This window comes from Sulfitobacter dubius, from assembly GCF_900113435.1.
GTDB lineage: Bacteria > Pseudomonadota > Alphaproteobacteria > Rhodobacterales > Rhodobacteraceae > Sulfitobacter > Sulfitobacter dubius.
On the sequence record NZ_FOPG01000001.1, the window covers coordinates 1,456,806 to 1,480,201 of the forward strand.

Sequence of the window (23,396 nt, forward strand, 5' to 3'; positions counted from 1 at the left end):
ATACTACATTGGGTGTCATGCGCGCCCTACCACCCAAATTCGCCGATTGGTTCGCCCAGAACGGCTGGTCCCTGCACCCGCACCAGCAAGAGATGCTGGACCGTGCCGAGGCTCCCGCCCTGCTCCTCATCGCCCCCACGGGCGGGGGTAAAACGCTGGCCGGTTTCCTGCCCACCCTCGTCGATCTGGCCGAGCATGATCACGAGGGGATGCACACGCTCTACATCTCGCCGCTGAAGGCGCTCGCGGCAGACATCAAGCGCAACCTCACCCGCCCGGTCGAGGAAATGCGCCTGCCAATTCGCATCGAGGACCGCACCGGCGACACCTCGCAATCGCGCCGCCGCCGCCAACGCGCCGACCCGCCGCATATCCTGCTGACCACGCCGGAAAGCCTCGCTCTGCTGACCTCCTACGAGGACGCTGCCCGCACCTTTCGCGGGCTCAAGCGGGTGGTGATCGACGAAATCCATGCCCTCGCCGAAAGCAAACGCGGCGACCAGTTGATGCTGGCGCTGACCCGTCTTCAAGCCCTCTGCCCCGGCCTCAAACGGGTGGGCCTCTCGGCCACGGTCGAAGACCCTTCGGCCATCGCCCACCTCATGGCCCGCCACCCGGACCCTTGCGAAGTGCTGCTGGCCGACCCCGGCCCGGCCCCTGATATCCAGATGCTACACACTGAAGTGCCCCCGCCTTGGGCCGGAGGCGGCGCGGCCTATTCGATCCCAGCGGTGCTGGAACAGGTGCGTCGGCACAAAACCACGCTGATCTTCCACAACACCCGCGCGCAGGCCGAAATCTTCTTTCACAACCTCTGGCTCGCCAATGAAGACGCCCTGCCGATCGCCATCCACCACGGGAGCTTGGATCACGCCCAACGCGAAAAGGTCGAAGCCGCCATGGTCCGCGGCGATCTGCGTGCCATCGTTTGCACCGGCACGCTGGATCTGGGCATTGACTGGGGCGATGTGGACCTGATCATTCAGATCGGCGCCCCCAAAAATGTAAAGCGGCTGGTCCAACGCATCGGCCGCGCCAACCACCGCTACAACGCACCTTCCAAGGCGCTTCTCGTACCAGCGAACCGCTTTGAGGTGGTCGAATGCGTGGCCGCCCTAGAGGCCGTGCTCGAAGGCGCACTCGACGGCGATCCGCGCGGTCCCGGCCCGCGCGACGTGCTTTGCCAGCACATACTCATCACCGCCTGCGCTGGTCCCTTCGATGCTGACGACCTCTTCACGCAGGTCCGCTCCGCCGGGGCCTACGCCGCCCTGTCCCGCGTCGACTTCGACGCCTGCCTCGACTTCTGCGCCACCGGCGGCTACGCCCTGCGCGCCTATGACCGCTGGCAGCGCCTGCTGCAGCGCCCTGACGGCCAATGGCAATTGCGTGATCCGCGCGCCGCCCAACGCATCCGCATGAACATCGGCACGATCCAAGATACCGATAAGCTAAAGGTCCGTATGAAACGCAACCGCGGGGGCAAACCGCTGGGCGAGATCGAAGAAGGCTTTGCCGCTACGCTCACCAAAGGCGACACCTTTCTGATCGGCGGCCAAATCGTAAGCTACGAAGGGCTGCGCGAAACCGTTGTCGAAGTCAGCCGCAACGCCGCCAAAAAGCCCAAAGTGGCGACCTTCGGCGGCACCAAATTTGCCACCTCCACACAGCTTTCCGCCCGCGTCCAACAGATGTTCACTCAAGACAGCTGGCCCGAACTGCCGCGCCACACCGCCGAATGGCTCAGCCTACAACGTGAAGTCAGCCAATTGCCGCAGCCCGGCACCCTGCTGGTCGAAAGCTTCCCCCATGACATGGCCGAACAAACGGTCTTCTACGGTTTTGCCGGTCGCAACGGCCAGCAAACGCTGGGCCTATTGCTGACCAAACGCATGGAAGACCTCGGCCTGCGCCCCTTGGGCTTCGTAGCAACAGACTATGCCACGCTCATCTGGGGCCTCTCCCCCGTCGACGACCCCGCGCCGCTGCTCGACCCCAGCGTGCTGCACGAGGGTCTCGACAGTTGGCTTGCGGGCAATGCCGTGATGAAACGCACCTTCCGCGCCGCTGCGACCATTGCCGGGCTCATTGAACGCAACACCCTGCAGGCCCGCAAATCCGGACGACAAACGACCTTTTCCAGCGATATCCTTTATGACACGCTGCACCGCTATGAACCGGACCATCTGATGCTCGATATCACTCGCGAAGAAGCGCTCAGCGGACTGGTGGATTTCGGCAGAATCGAAGAGATGCTGGGACGGATCGCCGGGCGGATCACCCACCGCAAACTGTCCCGTGTCAGCCCTCTCGCTGCACCGCTGTTTCTGGAAATGGGCCGTGTGCCTGTCGAAGGCGCCGGACAGGAACGCATGCTGGCGGAAGAGGCCGAAAGACTGATGGAAGCCTCCGGCCTCGCGCAGCTCACCCCGCCGCCCTCGGATCAGCCGCCTTGGCGAGATGGGCGTTGAACACCGAGGTGTCGCAGGCCGAGAGGTTCTGCAAGGTATTTGAAAAAGGATGAAGATACTAAGTGTTCTTTAACCCAGGCCGCGCATCTTGATCCCGCGGTACAGGCTGCGGAGCCGATGACCGCAAAGGATGAAGGCGCGTCTCCGGTCAGGTTAACGCCCGGCTGCGGGGCGCGTTTTCTACCTTTCATCCTTTCTTAAATACCGCTGCGCTGCCGTTTCCGGTCTTCTGACAATCGCGTTTGACCCCTTGCCAAATCAGCAACGATCTCAGATGAACAAAGGATGAACGGACTTGAGTTTTCATTCGCCGGGGCGGGGCTGACTGCGCTTGGTTCTGGCGCGCTTTGGTGGCGCGAAAGAGATTTGCTTTGCGTGAGCGACCTTCATTTGGGCAAGTCGGAAAGGATCGCGCGGCGCGGCGGGTCGGCATTGCCGCCTTATGAGACCCGCGATACGTTGAACCGTCTGGCGGCGGACCTGTCCTCGACGCAGGCGCGGCATGTGATCTGCCTTGGCGATAGTTTCGATGACCTCGGGGCGGCGCAGGCGCTGCCGGAGGAAGAGCGGTTGTGGATACTGGGCCTGCAAGCCGGGCGGCGGTGGGATTGGATTGAGGGCAATCACGATCCCGGACCCGTAGGCTTGGGCGGCACGCATTTAGGAGAGATTACGCTCGGCCCGCTGACCTTTCGGCATATCGCCGCGAGCGAGGGCCGGGGCGAGGTGTCGGGACATTATCATCCTAAGGCATCAATCCGTGCGCGGGGCCGCAGCATCTCGCGTCCGGCCTTTCTGTTTGACAGCAAGCGGCTGATCCTGCCTGCATATGGCACCTACACCGGCGGGCTGCGCAGCCAGTCGCGGGTGCTTTGTGATTTGATGGGGCCGGAGGCCCGCGCGGTGCTGACTGGGCCGCAACCAGTGGCGATCCCCATGCCTGGAAAGAAGCGATGATGGACGATCAGATTGAATGCCGCGTGCGGGAGAGCTTTGCCAAGCAGACCATGATGCAAACCTTGGGGGCGGAGATCATCGACGTCCAGCCCGGTTTGGTCAGGGTTTCTGCGCCGGTCCTGCCCGGTGCGATGCAGCAGCAGGGTTTTGGCCATGCGGGGCTGACCTTTTCCATCGGCGATTCCGCGGCGGGCTATGCGGCCTTGAGCATGTTGCCGCCGGAGGTCGATGTCGTGACTTCGGAGATCAAGATCAACCTGCTGGCCCCCGCCCGCGGGGATCGGCTGATTGCCACGGGCCGGGTTGTGAAACCGGGCCGGCGGCTTTGTGTGGTCACGGCAGAGGTGCATGCGGAAACGGATGGCGAAGCCAAGCTCATCGCCATCCTGCAGGGCACCATCGTGCCTGTGCCTGCCTCTTAAGCGGTCAGCCCTTCGGGTTCTTCCAACCCATTGGCGCGGCAGCAGGCGGTGACCGTATTGGCCAGCAGGCAAGCGATGGTCATTGGCCCGACGCCGCCCGGCACGGGTGTGATGGCCCCGGCGCGTTGGCTGGCACTGTCGAAATCCACGTCGCCGACCAGTTTGGTCTTTTCGCCAGTCTCAATCCGGTTGATGCCCACGTCGATCACCGTGGCACCCTCTTTGATCCAATCGCCCGGCACCATCTCGGGGCGGCCAACGGCGGCGACCACGATATCGGCGCGGCGCACCACTTCGGGCAGATCGCGGGTGCGGCTATGCGCGATGGTCACGGTGCAGCTATCGCCCAAGAGCAGCTGCGCCATCGGTTTGCCGACGATGTTGGAGCGGCCGATAACCACCGCGTTCAAGCCCGTTAGATCCCCATGGTGGTCCCGCAGCATCATCAGGCAGCCAAGCGGGGTGCAGGGCACCATGCTTTTCTGCCCCGTGCCCAGCAGCCCGACGTTGGAGATGTGGAAACCGTCCACGTCCTTGGCGGGCGAGACGGCATTGACCACCCGGCTTTCGTCCAGATGATCCGGCAGCGGCAGTTGCACGAGGATGCCGTGGATCTCGGGGTCGTTGTTCAACGCGTCGATCAGTTTGAGCAGGTCGTCCTGATCGACGGTCGCGGGCAGCTTGTGTTCGACCGACTTCATGCCGACCTCGCGGGTCATCTTGCCCTTGGAGCGGACATAGACTTGGCTTGCCGGGTCTTCGCCGACCAGCACCACGGCGAGGCCGGGGGTGACGCTGTGATCCGTCTTCAGCCGGTCGACATGGCCTGCCACCTTGTCGCGTACCGTTGCCGCAAAGGCTTTGCCGTCGATGATTGTCGCTGCCATATCCGTCTCACTTTCGCTCGCTGCAGGTTGAACACGCTCTACATCACCGCGACGGCGGGGCATTGCAACCCGCCTTAGAACAATCCCTCCACATCGCCGTCGGCGTTGAGCTTGATTGCCTCCGCAGAAGGCACCCGAGGCAGGCCCGGCATGGTCATGATCTCACCGCAGATCACGACGACGAACCCGGCCCCCGCCGAGAGCCGCACCTCGCGGATGGGTACGCTGAAGCCTGTGGGCGCGCCGCGCAGGTCGGGATCGGTCGAGAAACTGTACTGGGTTTTGGCCATACAGACCGGCAGATCTCCATAGCCCTGTGCCTCCCAGTCTTTCAACTGATTGCGTACCTTTTGGTCGGCCAATACCTCGTCGGCGCGGTAGATGCGTTTGGCGATGGTTTCGATCTTTTGAAGGAGTGGCATCTCGTCGGCATAAAGGGGGGCGAAATTCGCGTGATCACCATCGGCGATTTCTGCCACGCGGGTTGCTAGATCGGCAGAGCCTTCTGACCCCAATTCCCAATGGCGCGACAGGATCGCCTCGGCCCCTTGGGCAGCGACATAGTCCTTAACCGCGGCGACTTCGGCGTTGGTGTCGGTCACGAAATGGTTAATCGCCACGACGACGGGCACGCCAAAGGATTTTATGTTCTCGATATGGCGGCCAAGGTTGGCGCAGCCCTTTTGCACCGCCTCTACGTTTTCCGCCCCAAGGTCCGCTTTCGCAACGCCGCCGTTCATCTTCATCGCGCGCACCGTGGCCACCACCACGACAAGCGATGGCGCGAGCCCCGCCTTGCGGCACTTGATGTTCAAGAATTTTTCAGCCCCGAGGTCGGCGCCAAAGCCCGCCTCCGTCACCACATAATCCGCCAGTTTCAGCGCTGTGGTCGTGGCGATGACCGAGTTGCAGCCGTGCGCGATATTGGCAAATGGGCCGCCATGTACGAAGGCCGGGTTATTCTCCAGCGTTTGGACGAGGTTGGGCTGCATCGCGTCTTTCAAAAGCACCGTCATGGCCCCATCCGCCTTGATGTCGCGGGCATAGACCGGGCTGCGGTCGCGGCGGTAGGCCACGATCATCGCGCCAAGGCGCTCTTGCAGATCGCTGAGGTTTTTGGCGAGGCAGAGGATCGCCATGACCTCGGAGGCGACGGTGATGTCGAACCCCGTCTCACGCGGGAAACCGTTGGGCACGCCACCAAGAGACGCGGTGATTTGCCGAAGGGCGCGGTCGTTCATATCAACCACCCGACGCCAAACAACGCGGCGGGTGTCGATCTCAAGCTCATTGCCCCAGTAGATATGGTTGTCGATCATCGCGGCCAGCAGGTTATGCGCGCTGGTGATGGCGTGGAAATCTCCGGTGAAATGGAGGTTCATCTCTTCCATTGGCACGATCTGCGCATAACCGCCGCCCGCAGCCCCGCCCTTCATCCCAAAGTTCGGCCCGAGCGAGGCTTCGCGGATGCAGACCGCCGCCTTCTTGCCGATACGGTTAAGCCCGTCGCCCAGCCCTACGGTGGTGGTGGTCTTCCCCTCCCCCGCTGGCGTGGGATTGATCGCAGTGACAAGGATCAACTTGCCATCGGGCCGGTCTTGGACGCTGTCGATAAAGCTCTGGCTTACCTTCGCCTTGTCATGGCCGTAGGGCAGCAGGTCATCGCTGGAGATGCCCAGCTTCTCACCGATTTCCTGAATAGGGCGTTTCGCCGCTTCGCGGGCGATTTGAATGTCGGTTTTAAAAGCCATGAGAATCCCCTGTTGCCGTTGGTGGCGATCATTATCCTCCAGCCATACAGCCACAAGCCCTCAACCGGAGGCCGTGTTTCCGACACTCAAAGGGCGCGAAACGGCGCGTGGTCAGCCCAGATGCGGCCAGACAGGCTGGTTTGGCACAAACAGCCGCATTTCATCGCCCAAGGCCAGCGGTCCTTCCCGCTCTACCCAAGCAGTCACCCCGCGCTTGCCCTGCGCGGCGGTTTTGAACCCTTTGCCGTGGCCGGGGGCTTCACTTTCGATTTCACGCGCGGGTAGGTTGCAGGGGCCGTTTTCAATATCCACCACCAACGTGGTGCCCTGCGCGTTCTGCAACCGTGATCCCGGTGGGATGAGGGTGAAGTCGGGGATGCCCTCAATAATGATTGAGGTGCCCAGCAGTGCCGGGTCCAACTCGGACAGGTCAATGGCCGCGGCGATCTGGGCCACCTCTTCGGCTGAGAGAATAGAGAGTTGCCGCGTATTGCGAATTTCCGTGCCTTTGGCATGTAGATTGCGCACCCGCACGCAAGCGGGGCGGGTCAGCCCGGCGTGGAAGTCCCCTTTGAACCCCGCGTAGCTGGCGAAGGCCTCTTTGAGCGGCGTTGAACGGATGTTTTTGCGATCCTGCGGGACCATGCCCAGCCAAGTAATGCGACCAGTATAATCTGTAGTGCGAAGCTCGGGCATGGTGCTGTCCTTTGACATGCAGTTTGAAAGGCGTGAATTTTACTAACGGGTCAGATGTACCTTGAAGCCACCGCCGCTCATTGAAGCGCGGGCGAGCTTGCGGTCCGTATACATCAACTGCATCCCGAACGACTTGAAATAGAAAGGAGAGACATACCCCGGTCCCATCACGACGCGGTAAGACATATCGCAAACCACTGTCTCGCCCTCCTGTTTCACAGCTTCGGTCGCGATCTGAACCACACGCCGGCCATCATAGACGGCGAGCGGCGATGGGCATGTTTCGGCCTTGGCAAGGGCCGCAAACAGTTCGGGCGGGAAGACAGTACCCGCAGGTACCATACCGGCATCCGACATTTCTGTCATTTCAGAAGCCGGTGCGATCGTAACCGAGGCCACCTGATCCGCGCGCCGCGTGATCGCGATATCACGGGTCTCACTGCCCCGGTTCGTTCCCAGATAGTCAGTCGTGTTGCCCTCCGTCTCGGTTACTGCATTGAAGGTACCGTTTTTAATGCCAAAGGGCGCATTGTTCAGAGTCAAAAGGAACGCCGCATTCCGGCTTTGGCCGTTGAACTGCAGTGTGCCCAATTGACGCCCGCCCAATGACACGGCGTAATTTTGCGGTTCGGCCCATGTCGGACCTGCGATCAAGGCGAGGAAAGCGGCAATAGAGAAAAGTATACGCAGCATAAAAAATCCGTCGGTTGAGACCTGTGGCCATGTCTATCTGCTCTCGGCCCCATAAGCGACCGTGGATTCCCGGACCGTACCTTGTGCACGGCGGCCCTGAACCAATGGTGCCCAACAAAGAAAAACCCCGCCGAAGCGGGGTCTTTGAAACTTTTTAAGAAGGGTCAGATCAGACCGAGGGTTCAGGCTCCATTCCGCCATCCTTCGGCGGGGTCTTCTTGCCCTTTGCCTTTGGGATCGCGGTGACGCTGGGCGCACTGCCCGCGTCGGAGTTGTCGTCGTCGGAATCTTCCGCAGGCGGCAGGCCCTCCATGACACGTTTGATCTCATCCCCGGTCAGGGTTTCATATTCCAGCAGACCTTGGGCCAGACGCTCAAACTCGACTTCTTTCTCGGTGATGATCGTCATCGCGCGGTCATATCCGTCTTGGATGAATTTCTGGACCTCTTTCTCAACCAATTCCTTGGTATTGGCCGAGACTGAGAAACCACCGGTATTGCCCTGATAGCCCTGTGCGGCTTCGGAATAGTCGATGTTGCCGACCTTATCCGACATGCCCCATTGCAGCACCATCGCACGGGCCAGAGCGCTGGCCTGCTGGATGTCGCCAGCAGGGCCGTTGGACACGGAATCGGGGCCGTATTTGTGGATTTCAGCCGCCTTGCCCGCCATGGCCATGGCTAGGCGTTGGTGGCATTCGTCCTTGAACATGTTCAGGCGGTCAATTTCAGGCAGGCTCATCACCATGCCAAGCGCACCGCCACGCGGGATGATCGTGGCCTTGTAGACCGGGTCACACTTGGGCAACGTCATGCCGACCAGCGCGTGACCGGCTTCGTGATAGGCGGTCATCTCCTTCTGCTCGGCGGTCATCACCATCGAGCGGCGCTCTGGCCCCATCATCACCTTGTCCTTGGCCTGTTCAAAATCGACCATGGTGACGAAACGGCGACCGACACGGGCAGCCATGAGGGCGGCCTCGTTCACCAGGTTCGCCAGATCAGCACCCGAGAAGCCCGGCGTGCCGCGAGCGATGATGCGCAGGTCGACGTCCGGTCCCAGCGGGGTCTTGCGGGCGTGGACGGAGAGGATCTTTTCGCGACCTTTGATGTCGGGGTTGGGCACCGTGACCTGACGGTCAAAGCGGCCCGGACGCAGCAGCGCGGGGTCAAGCACGTCACGGCGGTTGGTCGCGGCGAGGATGATGACACCTTCGTTGCTCTCAAAACCGTCCATCTCGACCAGAAGCTGGTTCAGGGTTTGCTCACGCTCGTCGTTGCCACCGCCATAGCCTGCGCCACGGTGGCGACCCACGGCGTCGATCTCGTCGATAAAGACGATACAAGGCGCGTTTTTCTTGGCTTGTTCGAACATGTCGCGCACGCGGCTCGCACCCACCCCCACGAACATCTCGACAAAGTCGGAGCCGGAGATGGTGAAGAACGGAACGCCCGCCTCTCCCGCAATCGCACGGGCCAGCAGCGTTTTACCAGTACCCGGAGGGCCCACAAGCAGCGCGCCTTTGGGAATTTTACCGCCAAGGCGGGAGAATTTCTGTGGGTTGCGCAGGAACTCGACGATCTCTTCAAGCTCTTCCTTGGCCTCATCAATGCCCGCAACATCGTCAAAGGTCACGCGGCCTTGCTTCTCGGTCAGCATCTTGGCTTTGGATTTACCAAAGCCCATGGCGCCACCTTTGCCGCCACCCTGCATCCGGTTCATGAAGTAAATCCACACACCGATCAGCAAAGCGATAGGCAGAAGCGACATCAGGAATGTCTGAAAGCCAGATTGTTGCTGCGGACGCGCTTTTACGGGGATGTCGCTGTTGATCAACAGCTGTGTCAGCTCTGCATCCTCGGGCTTGATCGTCAGATAATCGGCCCCGTCCGCTTTACGGAACCGAACCTGCTCGCCATCCAATGTCACATTACGGACATCACCCTGTTCTACAGAAGTGACAAACTCGGAATAGCTGACCTCGTTATTTTGCAACGATCCCCTGGACCCGCTGAACAGGTTGAACAGCGCCAAGACCAGCAACATCAGGACAACCCAGAAAGCGAGGTTACGAACATTTCCCAAGGGAATTCTCCTAAATTCACACGACCGCAGGCAAGTCCTGCGGCCCAAGGGGCGCCCGTCCGGGCAACCACCACACTAAGATAGACATGATGCGCTCATGTTCAATGCGATAATGGCGTGGTTTTAGGCCAACCGGCATCGCGTTCCAGCAGCACATGCCATTTCTCGTCCAGACCAGCAAGGGGCGCTGCAAGCAGCCGCCCCCCCTGCCAGACCGCCGGGGTCGACAAAAGCATCGCACGGGGCCGCCCGAAGCTGCGCCAATCAGGACAATATGCAAGACCCTCTGGCCCCAATGCACGCAATTCGGCCCCCATCGGAAACACCGTTGACGGCACCGCGCGCCAACGCCCGTCCCACAGATGATCCGCAGGCACATGAAGATTGCGTACCGCGTTATATTCGCGAAACACCCAGATTTCACCGCGCCGGAGCAGGGTTTGGCACCCATCCAGAGTCGCGCCCTGCCCGTTTGCCAGCCCAGCAATCAGCGCCGCCACCGGCCCGCGACGCGGAGGATAGGCACCGCCACTAATCTGCCCAAGCGCGCGGATCATCAAACGACGGCGGATTTCTTCCGGCTCGGCGAAAAAGGCATCGGCCCTGATCACCCAGGCCCCTGCCTCCATGCGCAGAATATTGCCAGCGGCGTGGTCGGCTTGCTGGTCGAGTGCGTCACGGGCGCGGGCCATGTTGCTTGCCACCTCGGCCAGCGTTTCAACATCAAGGCCGAGTGGGGCGAGGGCAGCTAGGGTTTGGCGGGTCTGAATGCGTGTATAACGCGGGTCATCGTTGCTGGGGTCATCAACCCATTCAAGCCCCGCGCGACGCAGATAATCGCGCAAAGCCTCGCGCCGGGCAGACAGCAGGGGGCGCAGCCATGTGACACCCTGCCGCTGGCTTTGCGGGGCCATCGCGGCCAGCCCATCCACGCCCGCCCGGCGGGCCAATCGCATCAAGACAGTCTCGGCCTGATCATCCGCCGTATGGCCAAGGGCAATGCAAGGCAAATCACGCCGCGCCGCCCAATCGGCCATCAGCGCATAGCGCGCGTGACGCGCGGCGTTTTGCAGATTGCCCTGCCCGTCCCACCCGCGCCATTGCAACGTCTCGTGGTGCAGCCCCAAATCGCCCGCGCAGCGTGCGACAAGATCTGCCTCTGCCGCTGCTTCGGGTCGCAGTCCATGATCGACCGTCACAACTTCGAGATGTGTGCCCGCAACCTTGCAGAGCCCGTGCAGAAGGGAAAGCAACGCCATGGAATCGCCCCCACCCGAAACGGCAACGCCAAGGCGAGGCGGCAGCGCGCCGCCCAGCCCTGCCAGCAGCCCCTCGGCCAATGCTGCATCAGCTAAAGCGGCGGGGGCAGTCATTGCAATTTAAGAGCAACCCAGCGTCTGACGCTGCGCTTCGGCTTGGGACACCTGCGGCGCATTGGGAAAGCGCACCGCGACCTCGGATAGGGTCACGCAGGCCTCTTGGGTCTGCTCCAAAACGCCAAGCGCACGGCCCAATTCAAACAGCGATTGCGGGGCCACTGGCCCTTCGGGATCGGTGCTGAAGGCCGCCAGATAGGCACGCGCTGCTTCGCGGTTGTCACCCAGCCCGGTCAGCGCCTCGCCGCGGCGCAATTCGGATTCGGCGGCTAGCGGACCACCGGGATAGGTCTGATTGAAGGTCGCAAAGAGATCGGCGGCGCTGCGAAAGTCACCGGATGCGAGCGCCCCCTGCGCCCGCTCGAAATCGGTCTTTTCGCTGACCGCAAGCTCCGCTTCGTTGATGGGGGTGATGATACCGCCGGAAGTGTCCGCGCCACCGCTACCGGGGGCCACCTCGACCACTTCGCGGGCCGGGTCCGTTCCGGGCGCTGCCACGGCGGGCGTTTCGCCGCCACCCAGGGTGGATGTCTCACCAAGCGCGCCCAGATCGCCGCCTTCAAGCTCAACCAGACGATATTCCAGATCACCGATCCGGTTCGTACCATCGGAAACGACCCGGTTGATGCGGTTCTCCATCTCCTCGGTTTTCGATGTCAGGCGCTGCAATTCGCTTTCCATCGTGCCGACACGTTCCAGCACAGAGTTGCCGCCCGTCTCGACCGAGCCGCCGCCCGTGGTGGACAACTCGCGGCGCAGCTTTTGCACCTCGACGCTCAGCACGGTCAACTGCTGGCGGATGTCCGCCAGCGTTTGATCGTTGTCCTGCGCCATAAGCGCGGCAGGGAATGTCATCAGCCCCATTACCGCCACGAAGATATATCGCTTCAGCACATCGGCCTCCTTGGATGAGTCATTGAGTCACGGGAGCCGTGATCAGCTGGTCAGCGCGCCGCCTGCCAGCACGGTCACCGCGCGGCGGTTCTTGGCATAGCAGGCCTCTTCCGAGCAGATCTCGATCGGGCGCTCTTTGCCGTAGCTGATTGTCTTAAGACGCGAAGCCGCGATCCCGCGCGAGATCATATATTCGCGCACCGCATTGGCACGACGACCGCCAAGCGCGATGTTGTACTCACGGGTGCCCTGCTCATCCGCGTGACCTTCGATCACGGCCTGATAATCTGTATTGGTCTGCAACCAAGCAACCTGCCCATCAAGGGTGGCGCGACCCACATCCGTCAGCGACGATTGGTCGACAAGGAACAGCACCCGATCGCCCACGGCCTGCTGAAAGTAGGCGGTCGAGGTCGGATCATTCGCGCTGCCCGTCACTACGCCAGAATTGACGCCTGCGCCTGCATTCGCCCCGGCGCCGCCCATGCCATCGGCACCAAAACGGTCGGGGTTAGTACAGGCCGACACGGCCAATGCGGAAATCAAAAGCGTGCTGGTCAAAATGCGTTTCATCGGGGTCTGCCTTCTCTGTGGTGGCGTTGTTGTTGCTGGTGTTAACACAGGCGCGGCATCATTGGAATTGCCCGCGCCCGTTTGGTAGGTGTGGTAAACGTTACTTCTGCAATGGAGACCACGATGGGTCAGACCCGCCTTCAGGTGTGCGCACCGGTTTGAGGTTGCGACCGGAAATATCGACGGAATAGAGCGACGACGACCCGCCTGCCCCTTGGGTCTCACGGGCGAACATGATCACCCGACCATTGGGGGCCCAAGTCGGCCCCTCATCAAGGAAAGAGGCAGTCAACAGACGCTCTTCGGAGCCATCAAGGCGCATCACGCCGATGTGGAAACGGCCTTTGTTCTGTTTGGTGAAAGCCACCAAATCCCCGCGCGGCGACCAAACAGGCGTGCCATAACGCCCTTCGCCAAAGGAAATCCGCGTCGCCTCTCCGCCGGTGGCGGGCATGACGTAAAGCTGCGGACTGCCCGAGCGGTCGCTCTCAAAGACGATTTTGCTGCCATCGGGAGAGAAGCTGGGCGCGGTCTCAATCGCGGGGGTGTTGGTCAGGCGCACCGATTGGCCGCTGTTGATATCCATCGAGAAGATGTCGGTATTGCCGCCTTGGCTCAGCGAATAGACAACCGTCTGACCGCTGGGCGAGAAGCGCGGCGCGAAAGCCATGCTGCCCTCGGCGCTTTCCAAGGCACGGCGCTGCACCGACCCGATATCAAGCACATAGATGCGCGGAAAACCGCTCTCATAGCTGGTATAAAGCACCCGATTGCCGTCAGGCGAAAAGCGCGGCGCCAATACGATAGAGCCGGATTCGGTCAGGTACTTCAGGTTCGCCCCGTCGTAATCCATGATCGCAAGCCGCTTTTGGCGGTCGTCCTTGGGACCGGTCTCCGAGACATAGACGACGCGGCTGTCGAAATAGCCGCCTTCGCCGGTGATCCGGCTGTAGACCGCATCGGCCACCTTATGCGCCATGCGCCGCCAGCCATCGACGGTGCCGGAAAAGTGCAGACCGCCCTGCCCATTTCCATCAAGCAGTTCTTCACCGGAAAAGACATCATAGACGCGGAATTTTACATTGACGCTGTTGCCGCTGACATTGACCGCCCCGGTGATCAGCGCTTGGGCGTTGATGGCTTTCCAATCGGCATATTCCACTGGTGCGTTAAAATCGCTGACGGTCGAGATATAGGCGCTGGCTGGGATCTCACGGAAAAGGCCTGTGCCGGTCAGGTCTTCGGACACCACACGTGCTAGGTCAACGGCCATCTGCCCTGCTTCGCCGCTCTCCGGCTGAAAGCTAGGCACGGCAAAGGGCAAGGGTTCGATTGTGGGATCGTCGATTACGATGCGCAGCGGTTGGGCGTGCGACTGGTTGGGGGCCAGCGCGAGCGTGGCCGCCATGGCGCAGAGCGCCAGTAGTCCCAGAAGTCTAGTCAGCATGTTATCGGCTCCTCATTGGGTCGAATGTCATCTCGATGTCTTGCCATTGACTGTATTTTTCCTGCGGCAGTTTGTAACCACTGCTGCCGCAACGAATGACCGCACGTTTTGCGGCTTCAAAGGCTTGTCGCGCAGCGGTGTCGCTGCCGCCGCTTGAACTCAGCAAGCGGATCGAACTGGCCACTGGCGTGCCGTCGGTGTTCATCTGCATGCCCACCACGACCGTCGTGCGCGACGCCTCTGTCGAGAGCGCGCCGATGTTCCAGCAGGCAGAGACCGCCACGCGCAGAGATTCGCGCTCACCCGAGGACAGCGGCGGGCCGCTTGGCGCGGGCGCGGTTGCCTCGGGCTGCCCCAAGACTTCGCTCAGCGCATCGGCGATGGCGTCCTCGGTCGAGCTTGAAGTCGCTGGTTCCTCAGCGGGTTCAGGTGTTGGATCAGGCTCTGGCGTTGGTTCAGGTGTAGGCTCAGGCGCCGGCGTTTCAGCCGGTTCTTCCGGTGCTTCGGCCACTTCGACAGGTGCCGGGGGCGGCGGTGTTGGACGGCGGCCGGGTGGGCGCGCGGAGGCAGCCGGAGCTTTATCGGCTTCGGTCACGATTTCGGTCGTGCTGTCCTCGGGCGTTTGGGCCTCCTGCGGCTCTTCCACGACGGTTTCGGCTTCGGCCTCGGCATCTGGTGCTACGGCGGGTTGCTCATCCAGATCGGGGCGCAGTTCGGGGTCGGGCTGCTCAACCGGTTCTGGGGCCACACGCGGCGCTTCGCGCGGGCGGGCCTCTGGCGCGATCTCAGGCACCAGCACGGCGGTATCACCCACCGGCTCGTTCATTTCGGGCGGCGTGTCATCCACTTGGGTCTGCGGTGGCAACTCCAACTCCGTCACCTCGGGGGGGAGGTCCTCGGGCGGGGTCTCGGTCTGCACCGGCTCGGGTTGTTCTATCTGGGTATCGGGCTCTGCTGTTACCTCGGGGGTTTGCTCGCTCACTTCTGGCGGGGCTGGCTGCGCCACTTCGGTAGACGAAGACGGCGGCTGCTGCGCGGCCACCAGCGCGTCATATTCAGCGCCAGAGATCACGGAGACTTCGGTCATCTCAACGGGGTCAGGCTCGGGGGTGAACATCCCACCAAAGAGAAGCCAACCAATAAGACCCAGATGCCCGGCACCTGATATGTAATGCCCGGTATGCACGGCTCAGCCACCCGACGTGTCGCTGCCGTCCAACGCCGGGCCACCGATGTCGGTCACCAGACCGATGTTGGAAAAGCCGCCTGCGTTGAGCGCGCCCATGACTTCCATGACCTGCGCATAAGACACTTTGCCATCCGCGCGCAGGAACACCCGGTCGCTGGCCCGTTCTGAGGCAATCGCCCGCAGTTTGGTAATGAGTTGGTCGCGGGGCGTCTCGGTGGTTTGGATCTGCACCGCCCCCTCGGCGGTGAGCGTAACGGTCAGCGGCTCCTCCTGCTCGGATGGCAGGGCCGTGGCGGCGGTCTTGGGCAGCTCCACCGGCACGCCAACAGTCAAGAGCGGGGCCGCGACCATGAAGATGATCAGCAGCACCAGCATCACGTCGACGAAGGGCGTGACGTTGATCTCGGCCATCGGCTGCGCGCGACCGCGACGCCGCCCCTTGCCGCCCTGTTTTTTCATGACACCTGCGCCCATGGCTTAGCTGTCCAACTGGCGGCTGAGGATGGTGGCGAATTCGTCCGAGAAGGCCTCGTAATTGCCAAGGATGCGGTCACTGTCGGCACTGAGCTTATTATAGAACACAACCGCCGGGATCGCGGCCAGAAGGCCGATGCCGGTCGCCAAAAGCGCCTCAGCGATGCCCGGCGCCACAACCGCGAGGTTGGTGTTCTGCTGGGCCGCAATCTCGATGAACGAGTTCATGATGCCGAAAACCGTCCCGAACAGGCCGACGAAGGGCGCGGTGGAGCCCACGGTCGCCAGCACCGGCAGGCCCTTTTGCAGGCGTTCGGCCTCTTTGGAAATTGCCACATCCATGGAGCGGTCAATCCGTGCGGTGGCGCCGGGGATCAGCGCGCCATCTTCGCGGTGCGAGCGGCGCCATTCGGACATGCCAGCGGCAAAGATCTTTTCCGACGGTCCATCCGGGTCCGCGCCGATGGTGTCAAAGAGCCCGTCCAGCGGCTCGCCCGACCAGAAAGCCTGATCAAACTGCGCCGCCTCGGCGCGGGCTTTGCGATACTGGATGGTCTTTTGAACGATGATCGACCAAGACCAGAAAGAGGCCCCGATCAGCATGATCATTACAAGTTTGACCGTGACTGTCGCCTTCGCGAACAGACCCCACAGGGAGAAATCAATCCCCTGTGCCAATGCCAGCGTCTCTGCTTCCATTTAACTATGCTCTTTTACTGCCGCCCCTTTGGGGCATTCTGCCTCTGGGCCCTATTTTCCGGCCTCTATTTGGAGCAAAGCTAACGAACTGCAACAGAGATTGCCAGAATTATGGTATCAGGCCGCAGGATCCCCTTCTGACAGGCGGAGTTTCGCTGGCAAACGGGTGGGTTTCCCGGCCGTGGTCATGCAAACGGCGGTGACTTTGGCGCGAAAGATGACCTTGCCATCGCGCAGCACGTCTTGGTCAAAGACCCAACGCACCGGCCCTACGGCCTGATGGGTGGTCTGCACCTCCAGCCGATCCCCGAACCGCGCAGCGCTGATGTAGTCTGCCTCAACTCGCGTGACGACAAAGACCAGCCCTTCGTCGCGCATGGCCCGTTGGTCGAGACCGATCTGTTCGACGATATCCGACCGCGCCCGTTCGATATAGCGCAGGTAGTTGGCGTAATAGACCACGCCCGCCATGTCGGTGTCTTCGTAAAAGATGCGGACCGGAAAGCTATGGCTCATGACGGCACCTGCACCCGCGCGGCAAGGCGCAGCGCATGGCTGGGGTCATTGGCGGCAGGTGGCATCACGGGGTCATAGGCCGCGCGGATCACATCGGCGACCTCGGGGCGCAGCACCAGCGCCTCATCTGCCAGTGCCAGCGGCGATTGCTCTTGAAAGGCGTCCTCAGACCAGAGCAGGATGACCTGTACCGCTTGGCTCAGCGCCAAGACTTGCGCTGACATATCGCGCAAGCTGTCGTCCATGCGCAGGAACACGAAAGCCGCCTTGATCGCGCCGTTCTCCTCAAAGCGGAAGAAGCGGTACTGATTGGCCCCAGCGGCCTGCAAGCGTTCGACCTGTTGGGCTAGATCGGGCACCAGCCCGTCCATCCCCGGCACGTCTAGCAACTCCGCCCAATCCGCGAAGAAGAACATCATCAGATTGCTGCCCAGTTCGGGATCGGTCTCGACCATGTGGTGACCGGCGAGTTTGGCGACAGCCTCAAGCGCGCCTTTCACCACCGGCAGCGCCGCCTCTTCGATCCCAAAGGCCACCGGCGCGATGGGGCGGCCCCAGCGGGCAAAGGCGAACTGCCCGTCGCGCCGGGTAAAAAGGGTCTCGATTTGCTCTGCGGTCATTGTCATCTGTCTTACCTTCGCTCCGGGGGCGTCAGCCGAAAAGGTCGCTCTGCCCTTTGGGCGCGGCCATGCCGAGATGGGTCCAAGCCTTGGCCGCCAACATTCTGCCGCGCGGGGTACGCTGGATCAGCCCTTGCTGCAACAGGAACGGCTCGATCACCTCCTCCAGTGCGTCACGGCTTTCCGACAGCGCGGCGGAGAGGGTTTCGATCCCCACCGGCCCGCCCTGATAGTTCTCCGCGATCAACTTGAGGTAACGGCGGTCAGCGCCATCAAGGCCCAGATGATCGACCCCGAGCCGCGTCAGGGCCATGTCGGCCAAATCGCGGGTCACCCGGCCATCGCCCTCAACCACCGCGAAATCCACCACCCGGCGCAGCAAGCGGCCCGCGATGCGCGGCGTGCCGCGGGCGCGTTTCGCGATCTCGCGCGCACCGCCTTCGTCGGCGGGCGCACCCAGTTTGCGAGCATTGCGGTCGACGATGATGTAAAGCTCGTCTTCGGTATAGAATTGCAACCGCGTCGGGATGCCAAAACGGTCGCGCAGAGGCGTGGTCAGCAGACCCATGCGGGTGGTGGCCCCAACGAGCGTGAAGGGCTGCAACTCGATCCGAACGGTCCGCGCGGCGGGGCCTTCGCCGATCACCAGATCAAGCTCAAAATCCTCCAACGCAGGATAAAGCACCTCTTCCACCGCCGGGTTCAGACGGTGGATCTCGTCGATAAACAACACGTCACGCGCTTCGAGGTTGGTCAGGATCGCCGCCAGATCGCCCGCCTTGGCCAACACCGGGCCAGAGGTCATGCGAAAGCCCACGCCCAACTCCCGCGCCATGATCTGCGCCAAAGTCGTCTTGCCCAGACCCGGAGGCCCGTGAAACAACGTGTGATCCATCGCCTCGCCACGCTGGCGGGCGGATTGAATGAAGACGGCGAGGTTCGCCCGCGCCTCGGCTTGGCCGACAAATTCCGCCAGCATCTGAGGCCGCAAAGCGCGGTCAAAGTCTTCGGGCATCGGCTCGGGCCGCACGGTGGGGTCAATGTCGGTCATAGGGCCTCGTTATGGCGCAGGGCGGAGGGTTCTGCCAGAGGGGGCGTCACCCCTTGGGCGCCAACAGCTTGAGCGCCGCGCGGATCAGCGTCGGCGTGTCCGCCTCAGACATCTCGCCCGCCGCCTGCGCCACGGCGCCCGCCGCATCACCGGGGCCGTAGCCAAGGTTGCCAAGCGCCGAAAGCGCCTCGGACTGAGCCGCTGCATTCGGCGCTGCGGGTTTTGGCGCGGGGCGTGGGGTCGCGGCTTCGATCACGGTCTCATCGGCAGCGGCCTGCGCTTCGCCCAGAGCGTCCGCCACGGTGCCGGTCATCGCCATCACGCCGGGGGCCTTATCCTTGAGATCAAGCACCACACGCTGCGCGATTTTGGGGCCAATGCCCTTGGCGGCCTTCACCGCATTCCAATCACCAAGCGCGATTGCGCGGCTCACGCCATCTGGCCCGAGGGTTCCGAGGATTGCCAGAGACGCCTTGGCCCCCACCCCCTGAACGGAGGTCAGCAAACGGTGCCATTCCTTCTCCACCAGCGTCTGAAAACCGAACAATTGCATCAGGTCTTCGCGCACCACCAAATCGGTATAAAGCGCCACAACCTCACCGACGCCCGGCAGCGCCGCCATGGTGCGGTCAGAGACATAAACGAGGTATCCAACACCGCGTACGTCGATCAAAATATGATCGGCAGCACGGTAATCGATACGGCCAGAAAGCTTACCAATCATGCCTGCGCCCTCGCTACGGCCTGCGCCAGCGTGCTGGCCCCGCCGTGATGTGCGTGACAAATGGCAATGGCCAAGGCGTCGGCAGCATCCGGCCCCGCAATCTCGATCCCCGGCATCTGCATCCGCACCATATGCGCCACCTGTCCTTTATCCGCGTGGCCAACACCGACGACGGTTTTCTTGACCTTGTTGGGCGCATATTCACCCACCGCGAGGCCAAATTGCGCAGGCACCAACATCGCAATGCCCCGCGCCTGCCCCAGTTTCAGTGTGCCAGCCCCGTCTTTGTTTACAAAGGTCTGCTCAACCGCTGCAGCACCGGGGCGGTAGGTGGCCAGCACCCGCGTTAACTGCCCGTGCAAGGAAAGCAGCCGCGCCGCAAGGTCGTCACCTTCGGAGTGGCAGATGCCATTGGCGACATGTGCGATTCGGCTGCCAGAGACGTCGATGACCCCCCACCCCAAATTGCGCAGCCCCGGATCTATGCCGATCACCCGTATCATCTCTGCCCTCGATAAATTTGTTGCTTTTTTGGTGCACTAGCACGAAACGCGAACATCGCAAAGCCCTGATGCGTCACAAGCGCTTTGCGACACCCGCGCCGTCGCATTTGAACCGCAGCGTCGAATTACGCCTGTTCGTGATACAAAACCGACACCTCATAAAGGAGATTTATCACTTATAGGCAAAGGGTTAGAGCCAATTTTGACCCATGCAAAAAATGCAGACCTCCATGTCGTTTTTGAGGGATTGCGCGATCCTGTATTCGGGCATAATTGCCAAAAATCCCGTTTTGAACATGGCGCCTTTCGGTGCGCCGCCCAGGACGCAACCGACGATCAGACATAGGACGGCACCATGGCAGCTTTCGACACCACCCGCACCGCTTACGGCTCTACATCGGCCGTCTCTCGCATTTTCAGCTTTTTCGACGCGTTCTTTGCAGCAGTCGAAGCGTGGCAGGACAGCTGCGCCACCCGCAAGGCGCTGTCGGATCTGACCGATCTTGAGTTGCAGGATATTGGCCTGATCCGCGGCGATATCGACCTTGTGGCGCAAAACCATTTCGTACGCTGATTGCCGCACGCGCGCCCCGCGACGCAGCGCCCTGCCCGAATGCAAAAGCCGTAGCCGGATATACCCGCTACGGCTTTTTTCTATTTCAGAAATAGGGCGCTGTGCTTAGCGCATCATTGGGCCGGTCAGCCCTGCCAAAGCCTCTGTTACGGGATCGATGGCCATCATCTTGGCACCAACCTGCTCTAGGCTTGACCCATTGTTCATCCGCGACAGCCGCTCGTTGTAGGTCACCGGGCCGATCGCGGCGAGGGTGAAGGCTTTGAAGCCAAAAAACACCAGAACGATCAGGTAAAGCCCCCTCATCGGGAAGCCCCGTTTGCCCCGCTTTGGCAAAACGGTGATCAACCCGTCGCGCCCGACGCGGGTGACATATCCGTGTTGCATCTTCCGATGCTTGCGCCCCAGAAGTTCAATACGTTTCGCGAATTGAGCGTGTCCTTCAGCCATCACAGCCTCCGTAGCAATTCGGCCCCCACCGTTTGCTGCCAATTTGAATAAAGACAAATTGTGGCAACAAAGGGGCAAGAAGGCCAAATGCAACGAAAATGAGGCGCGAATTATGCGTTAGTTTGCAGCGTTAATGTCGTCCAGTCACCAATGCTCTCACGATGCATCAGATTGATGCCGGATCGTGCATAAACGTCGATCACCTCGTCAGCCTGCTCATTCAGGATACCGGAGAGAATCGCATAGCCCGCAGGCTGCAACGCTTCGGCCATGTCAGGTGCCAAGGCGACCAGCGGACCTTTGAGGATATTGGCAAAGACCAGATCAAAGGGCGCAGCCTCGGCCAATTGGGGATGATCAAAGCCTGCGGCCTCGACGCAGGTCACGCGGCCCGACAGATTGTTGGCATCGACATTGGCCTGTGCCACTTCGACCGCGACTTCATCAATGTCACTGGCCAATACCGGCTCGGGCCAGATGCGCGCGGCGGCCATGGCCAGCACGGCGGTGCCGCAGCCGATGTCGGCAACCTTCTTGCCATGGAACCCCTCGCCAGCCAGACGGTCCAAGGCGCGCAGGCAGCCCAGCGTTGTGCCGTGGTGGCCGGTGCCGAAGGCCATGGCGGCTTCGATCAATAGCGGTTCGCAATCGTCGGGCACCTTGTCGGCGTCATGGCTGCCGTAGACGAAAAAGCGCCCCGCTTCGACCGGGGCCAATTCACGGCGCACATGGGCGACCCAATCTGTTTCCGGCAGTTCAGAGACGGTGAAATCCTTCGCGCCCATCGCCTTGGCCAGCACCGCCAGTGCGGCGGCGTCAGGCTTTTCCTCGAAATAACCGCCGACTTCCCACAGGCCCGAGCCGTCTTCCATTTCAAAAACGCCAACGCCCGTGGGTTCGGGAGTCAGCCGCTCCATCGCCTCGCCCAAGGCATAGGCGGGGTCGCGGCCTGTGAGAGTCGTCAGAGCGGTGAAAGTGGGCATGGCGCGGTCCTTTGCTGCGGTGCGGTTGCGCTTCGCCTAGGGCCGCGCGCGTGTCGGGTCAAGCCATGCTGGGTTTCGCGGCCTATTCGGCGGCTTGGGGCACGGCAGTTTGAAAGATCGTCTCATGCCCCGGTGCCGGGTGGCGCGGGATCAGCAGCGACAGCATCAGCGAGACTGCTGCCATCCCCGCGGCAAGGAAGAACACCGCCGCAGGCGAGACGAGCCAGAGCAGGCCCAGCCCGACCGGCAAGAACACCGCCGCGATATGGTTGATGGTAAAGGCCACCGCCGCCGTGGGTGCGATATCTGCGGGGTCTGCGATCTTTTGGAAATAGGTCTTTAGCGCCAATGCGAGGGCAAAGAACATGTGATCCAGCACATAAAGCGTGGCCGCGATCACCACGCCCCAGCCGAGGTAATAGACGCCGCCGTAGGCAAGGAAGACGAGGATCAGCCCGACATATTCGACCGTCAGCGTCCGGCGTTCGCCGAAATGACCCACCGCGCGGCCCATCAGCGGGGCGAACAGCATATTGGCGACAAGGTTGATGAGGTAGAGCATGGTGATCTCATGCACTTCAAAACCGAAGCGTTCGACCATCATAAAGCCCGCGAAAACCACAAAAATCTGCCGCCGCGCGCCTGACATGAATTGCAGCGCGTAATAGAGCCAGTAGCGTTTACGCAGGATCATCTTTTTGTTCTGCACCGTGGGGGCTTCGAACTGCGGATAGGCCAGCATGGCGATGATTGCGACCAGCACGGTCACCCCGCCGCCAATCATATAGACGATGTTATAGCTGAGGTTCAGCGTCTCCCACAGCGCCATGATTGCCAGGTAGGCCACCAGCGTCGCCAGCGATCCAGCCGCCATAAGCCAACCGATCATGCGCGGCGCGTCTTCGATTTTCAGCCATTGCAGTTGCAGCGACTGGTTCACCGTCTCGTAGTAGTGAAAGCCGATTGAGCTGAGCATGGTGATTGTAAGGATGCCGCCCATGGAGGGGAAATAGGCGGTGATCGCCGTGGCTGCCCCCAGAAGGGTCAGTGACACCAATCCCAGCACTTGTTCACGCACGAACAGCAGAATGGCGATGACGCCGATCGCCAGAAAGCCGGGGATTTCGCGCACGGTGTGCAGCAGGCCGATGTCGGACCCGTCGAAGTCGGCCACCTCGATGACGAAATTATTCAGCAGCGCCGACCATGTGTTGAAAGCGATGGGCATGGCCAGCGCCATGAGGAACAGCAGAGCCACGGGGCGACGCCAGAACGGCAGGCCTTTGGCTTCTTCGAGGGTGATATAGCGGGTCATGCGGATTTATTACGCCCGGCATGCGGGAATGGCGAGAGAAAAGGC

24 protein-coding genes are annotated in these 23,396 nt (G+C 61.7%); 4 read left to right on the plus strand and 20 right to left on the minus strand.

Annotation, left to right across the window (positions count from 1 at the left end; translation table 11 throughout):
* Positions 1–17 precede the first annotated feature (17 nt).
* The 3 genes from BM229_RS07090 (at position 18) to BM229_RS07100 (ending at position 3,850) form a co-directional block, all read left to right on the plus strand.
* Entirely contained in the window at positions 18–2,471 is a 2,454-nt protein-coding gene (locus BM229_RS07090) for a ligase-associated DNA damage response DEXH box helicase (RefSeq protein WP_093926903.1), read from the plus strand.
* Between the two features lie 285 nt (positions 2,472–2,756).
* Complete coding sequence (pdeM, locus tag BM229_RS07095) at positions 2,757–3,428, plus strand: ligase-associated DNA damage response endonuclease PdeM (RefSeq protein ID WP_093926904.1); 672 nt, start codon at positions 2,757–2,759, stop codon at positions 3,426–3,428.
* Positions 3,428–3,850 carry a PaaI family thioesterase gene (locus BM229_RS07100; protein ID WP_093926905.1) on the plus strand — a complete coding sequence of 141 codons (423 nt, stop codon included), beginning with the start codon at positions 3,428–3,430 and terminating at the stop codon, positions 3,848–3,850. Before pdeM ends, BM229_RS07100 begins: the two co-directional genes overlap by 1 nt.
* On the opposite strand, the gene folD is transcribed toward BM229_RS07100, so the two are convergent.
* The 17 genes from folD to ruvC all read right to left on the minus strand — a co-directional run bounded on the left by folD (position 3,847) and on the right by ruvC (position 20,029).
* Complete coding sequence (folD, locus tag BM229_RS07105; protein WP_093927256.1) at positions 3,847–4,737, minus strand: bifunctional methylenetetrahydrofolate dehydrogenase/methenyltetrahydrofolate cyclohydrolase FolD; 891 nt, start codon at positions 4,735–4,737, stop codon at positions 3,847–3,849. The genes BM229_RS07100 and folD overlap by 4 nt on opposite strands.
* A gap of 74 nt (positions 4,738–4,811) precedes the next feature.
* Positions 4,812–6,488 carry a formate--tetrahydrofolate ligase gene (locus BM229_RS07110; RefSeq protein WP_093926906.1) on the minus strand — a complete coding sequence of 559 codons (1,677 nt, stop codon included), beginning with the start codon at positions 6,486–6,488 and terminating at the stop codon, positions 4,812–4,814.
* Between the two features lie 111 nt (positions 6,489–6,599).
* Positions 6,600–7,184 carry an MOSC domain-containing protein gene (locus BM229_RS07115; RefSeq protein WP_093926907.1) on the minus strand — a complete coding sequence of 195 codons (585 nt, stop codon included), beginning with the start codon at positions 7,182–7,184 and terminating at the stop codon, positions 6,600–6,602.
* A gap of 42 nt (positions 7,185–7,226) precedes the next feature.
* A complete protein-coding gene (locus tag BM229_RS07120) occupies positions 7,227–7,877 on the minus strand; it encodes a hypothetical protein (RefSeq protein WP_093926908.1) in 651 nt (216 codons plus the stop codon).
* 169 nt (positions 7,878–8,046) lie between these two features.
* A complete protein-coding gene (gene ftsH, locus BM229_RS07125; RefSeq protein ID WP_093926909.1) occupies positions 8,047–9,963 on the minus strand; it encodes an ATP-dependent zinc metalloprotease FtsH in 1,917 nt (638 codons plus the stop codon).
* A 101-nt stretch (positions 9,964–10,064) separates the two neighbouring features.
* A complete protein-coding gene (tilS, locus tag BM229_RS07130; protein WP_093926910.1) occupies positions 10,065–11,336 on the minus strand; it encodes a tRNA lysidine(34) synthetase TilS in 1,272 nt (423 codons plus the stop codon).
* A 6-nt stretch (positions 11,337–11,342) separates the two neighbouring features.
* Positions 11,343–12,203, minus strand: a complete 861-nt coding sequence (ybgF, locus tag BM229_RS07135; RefSeq protein WP_093927257.1) for a tol-pal system protein YbgF — start codon at positions 12,201–12,203, stop codon at positions 11,343–11,345.
* Between the two features lie 72 nt (positions 12,204–12,275).
* The gene (pal, locus tag BM229_RS07140; protein WP_093926911.1) at positions 12,276–12,806 is read right to left on the minus strand and encodes a peptidoglycan-associated lipoprotein Pal; all 531 of its coding nucleotides are present in this window, start codon (positions 12,804–12,806) and stop codon (positions 12,276–12,278) included.
* A 100-nt stretch (positions 12,807–12,906) separates the two neighbouring features.
* Positions 12,907–14,214: a Tol-Pal system beta propeller repeat protein TolB gene (gene tolB, locus BM229_RS07145; RefSeq protein WP_244152152.1), complete on the minus strand. Its 1,308-nt coding sequence runs from the start codon at positions 14,212–14,214 to the stop codon at positions 12,907–12,909.
* A gap of 40 nt (positions 14,215–14,254) precedes the next feature.
* Positions 14,255–15,340, minus strand: a complete 1,086-nt coding sequence (locus BM229_RS07150) for an energy transducer TonB (RefSeq protein WP_420855243.1) — start codon at positions 15,338–15,340, stop codon at positions 14,255–14,257.
* A 102-nt stretch (positions 15,341–15,442) separates the two neighbouring features.
* Positions 15,443–15,916, minus strand: coding sequence for a protein TolR (tolR, locus tag BM229_RS07155; protein ID WP_093926914.1), 474 nt, complete (start codon positions 15,914–15,916; stop codon positions 15,443–15,445).
* A 3-nt stretch (positions 15,917–15,919) separates the two neighbouring features.
* Positions 15,920–16,615 (minus strand): protein TolQ, encoded by a 696-nt coding sequence (gene tolQ / locus BM229_RS07160; protein ID WP_067942529.1) that lies wholly within the window; start codon positions 16,613–16,615, stop codon positions 15,920–15,922.
* Between the two features lie 117 nt (positions 16,616–16,732).
* Entirely contained in the window at positions 16,733–17,131 is a 399-nt protein-coding gene (locus BM229_RS07165; protein WP_093926915.1) for a YbgC/FadM family acyl-CoA thioesterase, read from the minus strand.
* On the minus strand, positions 17,128–17,751 hold the full coding sequence (locus BM229_RS07170; protein ID WP_093927258.1) for a hypothetical protein: 624 nt from the start codon (positions 17,749–17,751) through the stop codon (positions 17,128–17,130). The genes BM229_RS07165 and BM229_RS07170 overlap by 4 nt, the downstream gene beginning before the upstream one ends.
* A 31-nt stretch (positions 17,752–17,782) precedes the next feature.
* The gene (ruvB, locus tag BM229_RS07175; protein ID WP_093926916.1) at positions 17,783–18,802 is read right to left on the minus strand and encodes a Holliday junction branch migration DNA helicase RuvB; all 1,020 of its coding nucleotides are present in this window, start codon (positions 18,800–18,802) and stop codon (positions 17,783–17,785) included.
* A gap of 46 nt (positions 18,803–18,848) precedes the next feature.
* On the minus strand, positions 18,849–19,526 hold the full coding sequence (gene ruvA / locus BM229_RS07180) for a Holliday junction branch migration protein RuvA (protein WP_093926917.1): 678 nt from the start codon (positions 19,524–19,526) through the stop codon (positions 18,849–18,851).
* Positions 19,523–20,029 carry a crossover junction endodeoxyribonuclease RuvC gene (gene ruvC / locus BM229_RS07185; protein WP_093926918.1) on the minus strand — a complete coding sequence of 169 codons (507 nt, stop codon included), beginning with the start codon at positions 20,027–20,029 and terminating at the stop codon, positions 19,523–19,525. The genes ruvA and ruvC overlap by 4 nt, the downstream gene beginning before the upstream one ends.
* A 355-nt stretch (positions 20,030–20,384) precedes the next feature.
* On the opposite strand from ruvC, the gene BM229_RS07190 reads away from it, so the two are divergent.
* Entirely contained in the window at positions 20,385–20,603 is a 219-nt protein-coding gene (locus BM229_RS07190; RefSeq protein ID WP_093926919.1) for a DUF1127 domain-containing protein, read from the plus strand.
* Between the two features lie 105 nt (positions 20,604–20,708).
* Here the strand turns inward: BM229_RS07190 and BM229_RS07195 are convergent, their stop codons facing one another.
* From BM229_RS07195 to BM229_RS07205, 3 genes are all read right to left on the minus strand, one after another.
* A complete protein-coding gene (locus BM229_RS07195) occupies positions 20,709–21,053 on the minus strand; it encodes a hypothetical protein (RefSeq protein ID WP_093926920.1) in 345 nt (114 codons plus the stop codon).
* A 110-nt stretch (positions 21,054–21,163) separates the two neighbouring features.
* A complete protein-coding gene (locus tag BM229_RS07200; RefSeq protein WP_093926921.1) occupies positions 21,164–22,036 on the minus strand; it encodes a 50S ribosomal protein L11 methyltransferase in 873 nt (290 codons plus the stop codon).
* Between the two features lie 82 nt (positions 22,037–22,118).
* Positions 22,119–23,351 (minus strand): MFS transporter, encoded by a 1,233-nt coding sequence (locus tag BM229_RS07205; RefSeq protein ID WP_093926922.1) that lies wholly within the window; start codon positions 23,349–23,351, stop codon positions 22,119–22,121.
* Between the last annotated feature and the right edge of the window lie 45 nt (positions 23,352–23,396).

Bases quoted from the DNA above. Each gene is read 5' to 3' on its own strand.
- BM229_RS07090 (WP_093926903.1), top strand. From the start codon at position 18: ATGCGCGCCCTACCACCCAAATTCGCCGATTGGTTCGCCCAGAACGGC.
- pdeM (WP_093926904.1), top strand. From the start codon at position 2,757: ATGAACGGACTTGAGTTTTCATTCGCCGGGGCGGGGCTGACTGCGCTT.
- BM229_RS07100 (WP_093926905.1), top strand. From the start codon at position 3,428: ATGGACGATCAGATTGAATGCCGCGTGCGGGAGAGCTTTGCCAAGCAG.
- folD (WP_093927256.1), bottom strand. From the start codon at position 4,737: ATGGCAGCGACAATCATCGACGGCAAAGCCTTTGCGGCAACGGTACGC.
- BM229_RS07110 (WP_093926906.1), bottom strand. From the start codon at position 6,488: ATGGCTTTTAAAACCGACATTCAAATCGCCCGCGAAGCGGCGAAACGC.
- BM229_RS07115 (WP_093926907.1), bottom strand. From the start codon at position 7,184: ATGCCCGAGCTTCGCACTACAGATTATACTGGTCGCATTACTTGGCTG.
- BM229_RS07120 (WP_093926908.1), bottom strand. From the start codon at position 7,877: ATGCTGCGTATACTTTTCTCTATTGCCGCTTTCCTCGCCTTGATCGCA.
- tilS (WP_093926910.1), bottom strand. From the start codon at position 11,336: ATGACTGCCCCCGCCGCTTTAGCTGATGCAGCATTGGCCGAGGGGCTG.
- ybgF (WP_093927257.1), bottom strand. From the start codon at position 12,203: ATGGGGCTGATGACATTCCCTGCCGCGCTTATGGCGCAGGACAACGAT.
- pal (WP_093926911.1), bottom strand. From the start codon at position 12,806: ATGAAACGCATTTTGACCAGCACGCTTTTGATTTCCGCATTGGCCGTG.
- tolB (WP_244152152.1), bottom strand. From the start codon at position 14,214: ATGGCGGCCACGCTCGCGCTGGCCCCCAACCAGTCGCACGCCCAACCG.
- BM229_RS07150 (WP_420855243.1), bottom strand. From the start codon at position 15,340: ATGACCGAAGTCTCCGTGATCTCTGGCGCTGAATATGACGCGCTGGTG.
- tolR (WP_093926914.1), bottom strand. From the start codon at position 15,916: ATGGGCGCAGGTGTCATGAAAAAACAGGGCGGCAAGGGGCGGCGTCGC.
- tolQ (WP_067942529.1), bottom strand. From the start codon at position 16,615: ATGGAAGCAGAGACGCTGGCATTGGCACAGGGGATTGATTTCTCCCTG.
- BM229_RS07165 (WP_093926915.1), bottom strand. From the start codon at position 17,131: ATGAGCCATAGCTTTCCGGTCCGCATCTTTTACGAAGACACCGACATG.
- BM229_RS07170 (WP_093927258.1), bottom strand. From the start codon at position 17,751: ATGACCGCAGAGCAAATCGAGACCCTTTTTACCCGGCGCGACGGGCAG.
- ruvB (WP_093926916.1), bottom strand. From the start codon at position 18,802: ATGACCGACATTGACCCCACCGTGCGGCCCGAGCCGATGCCCGAAGAC.
- ruvA (WP_093926917.1), bottom strand. From the start codon at position 19,526: ATGATTGGTAAGCTTTCTGGCCGTATCGATTACCGTGCTGCCGATCAT.
- ruvC (WP_093926918.1), bottom strand. From the start codon at position 20,029: ATGATACGGGTGATCGGCATAGATCCGGGGCTGCGCAATTTGGGGTGG.
- BM229_RS07190 (WP_093926919.1), top strand. From the start codon at position 20,385: ATGGCAGCTTTCGACACCACCCGCACCGCTTACGGCTCTACATCGGCC.
- BM229_RS07195 (WP_093926920.1), bottom strand. From the start codon at position 21,053: ATGGCTGAAGGACACGCTCAATTCGCGAAACGTATTGAACTTCTGGGG.
- BM229_RS07200 (WP_093926921.1), bottom strand. From the start codon at position 22,036: ATGCCCACTTTCACCGCTCTGACGACTCTCACAGGCCGCGACCCCGCC.
- BM229_RS07205 (WP_093926922.1), bottom strand. From the start codon at position 23,351: ATGACCCGCTATATCACCCTCGAAGAAGCCAAAGGCCTGCCGTTCTGG.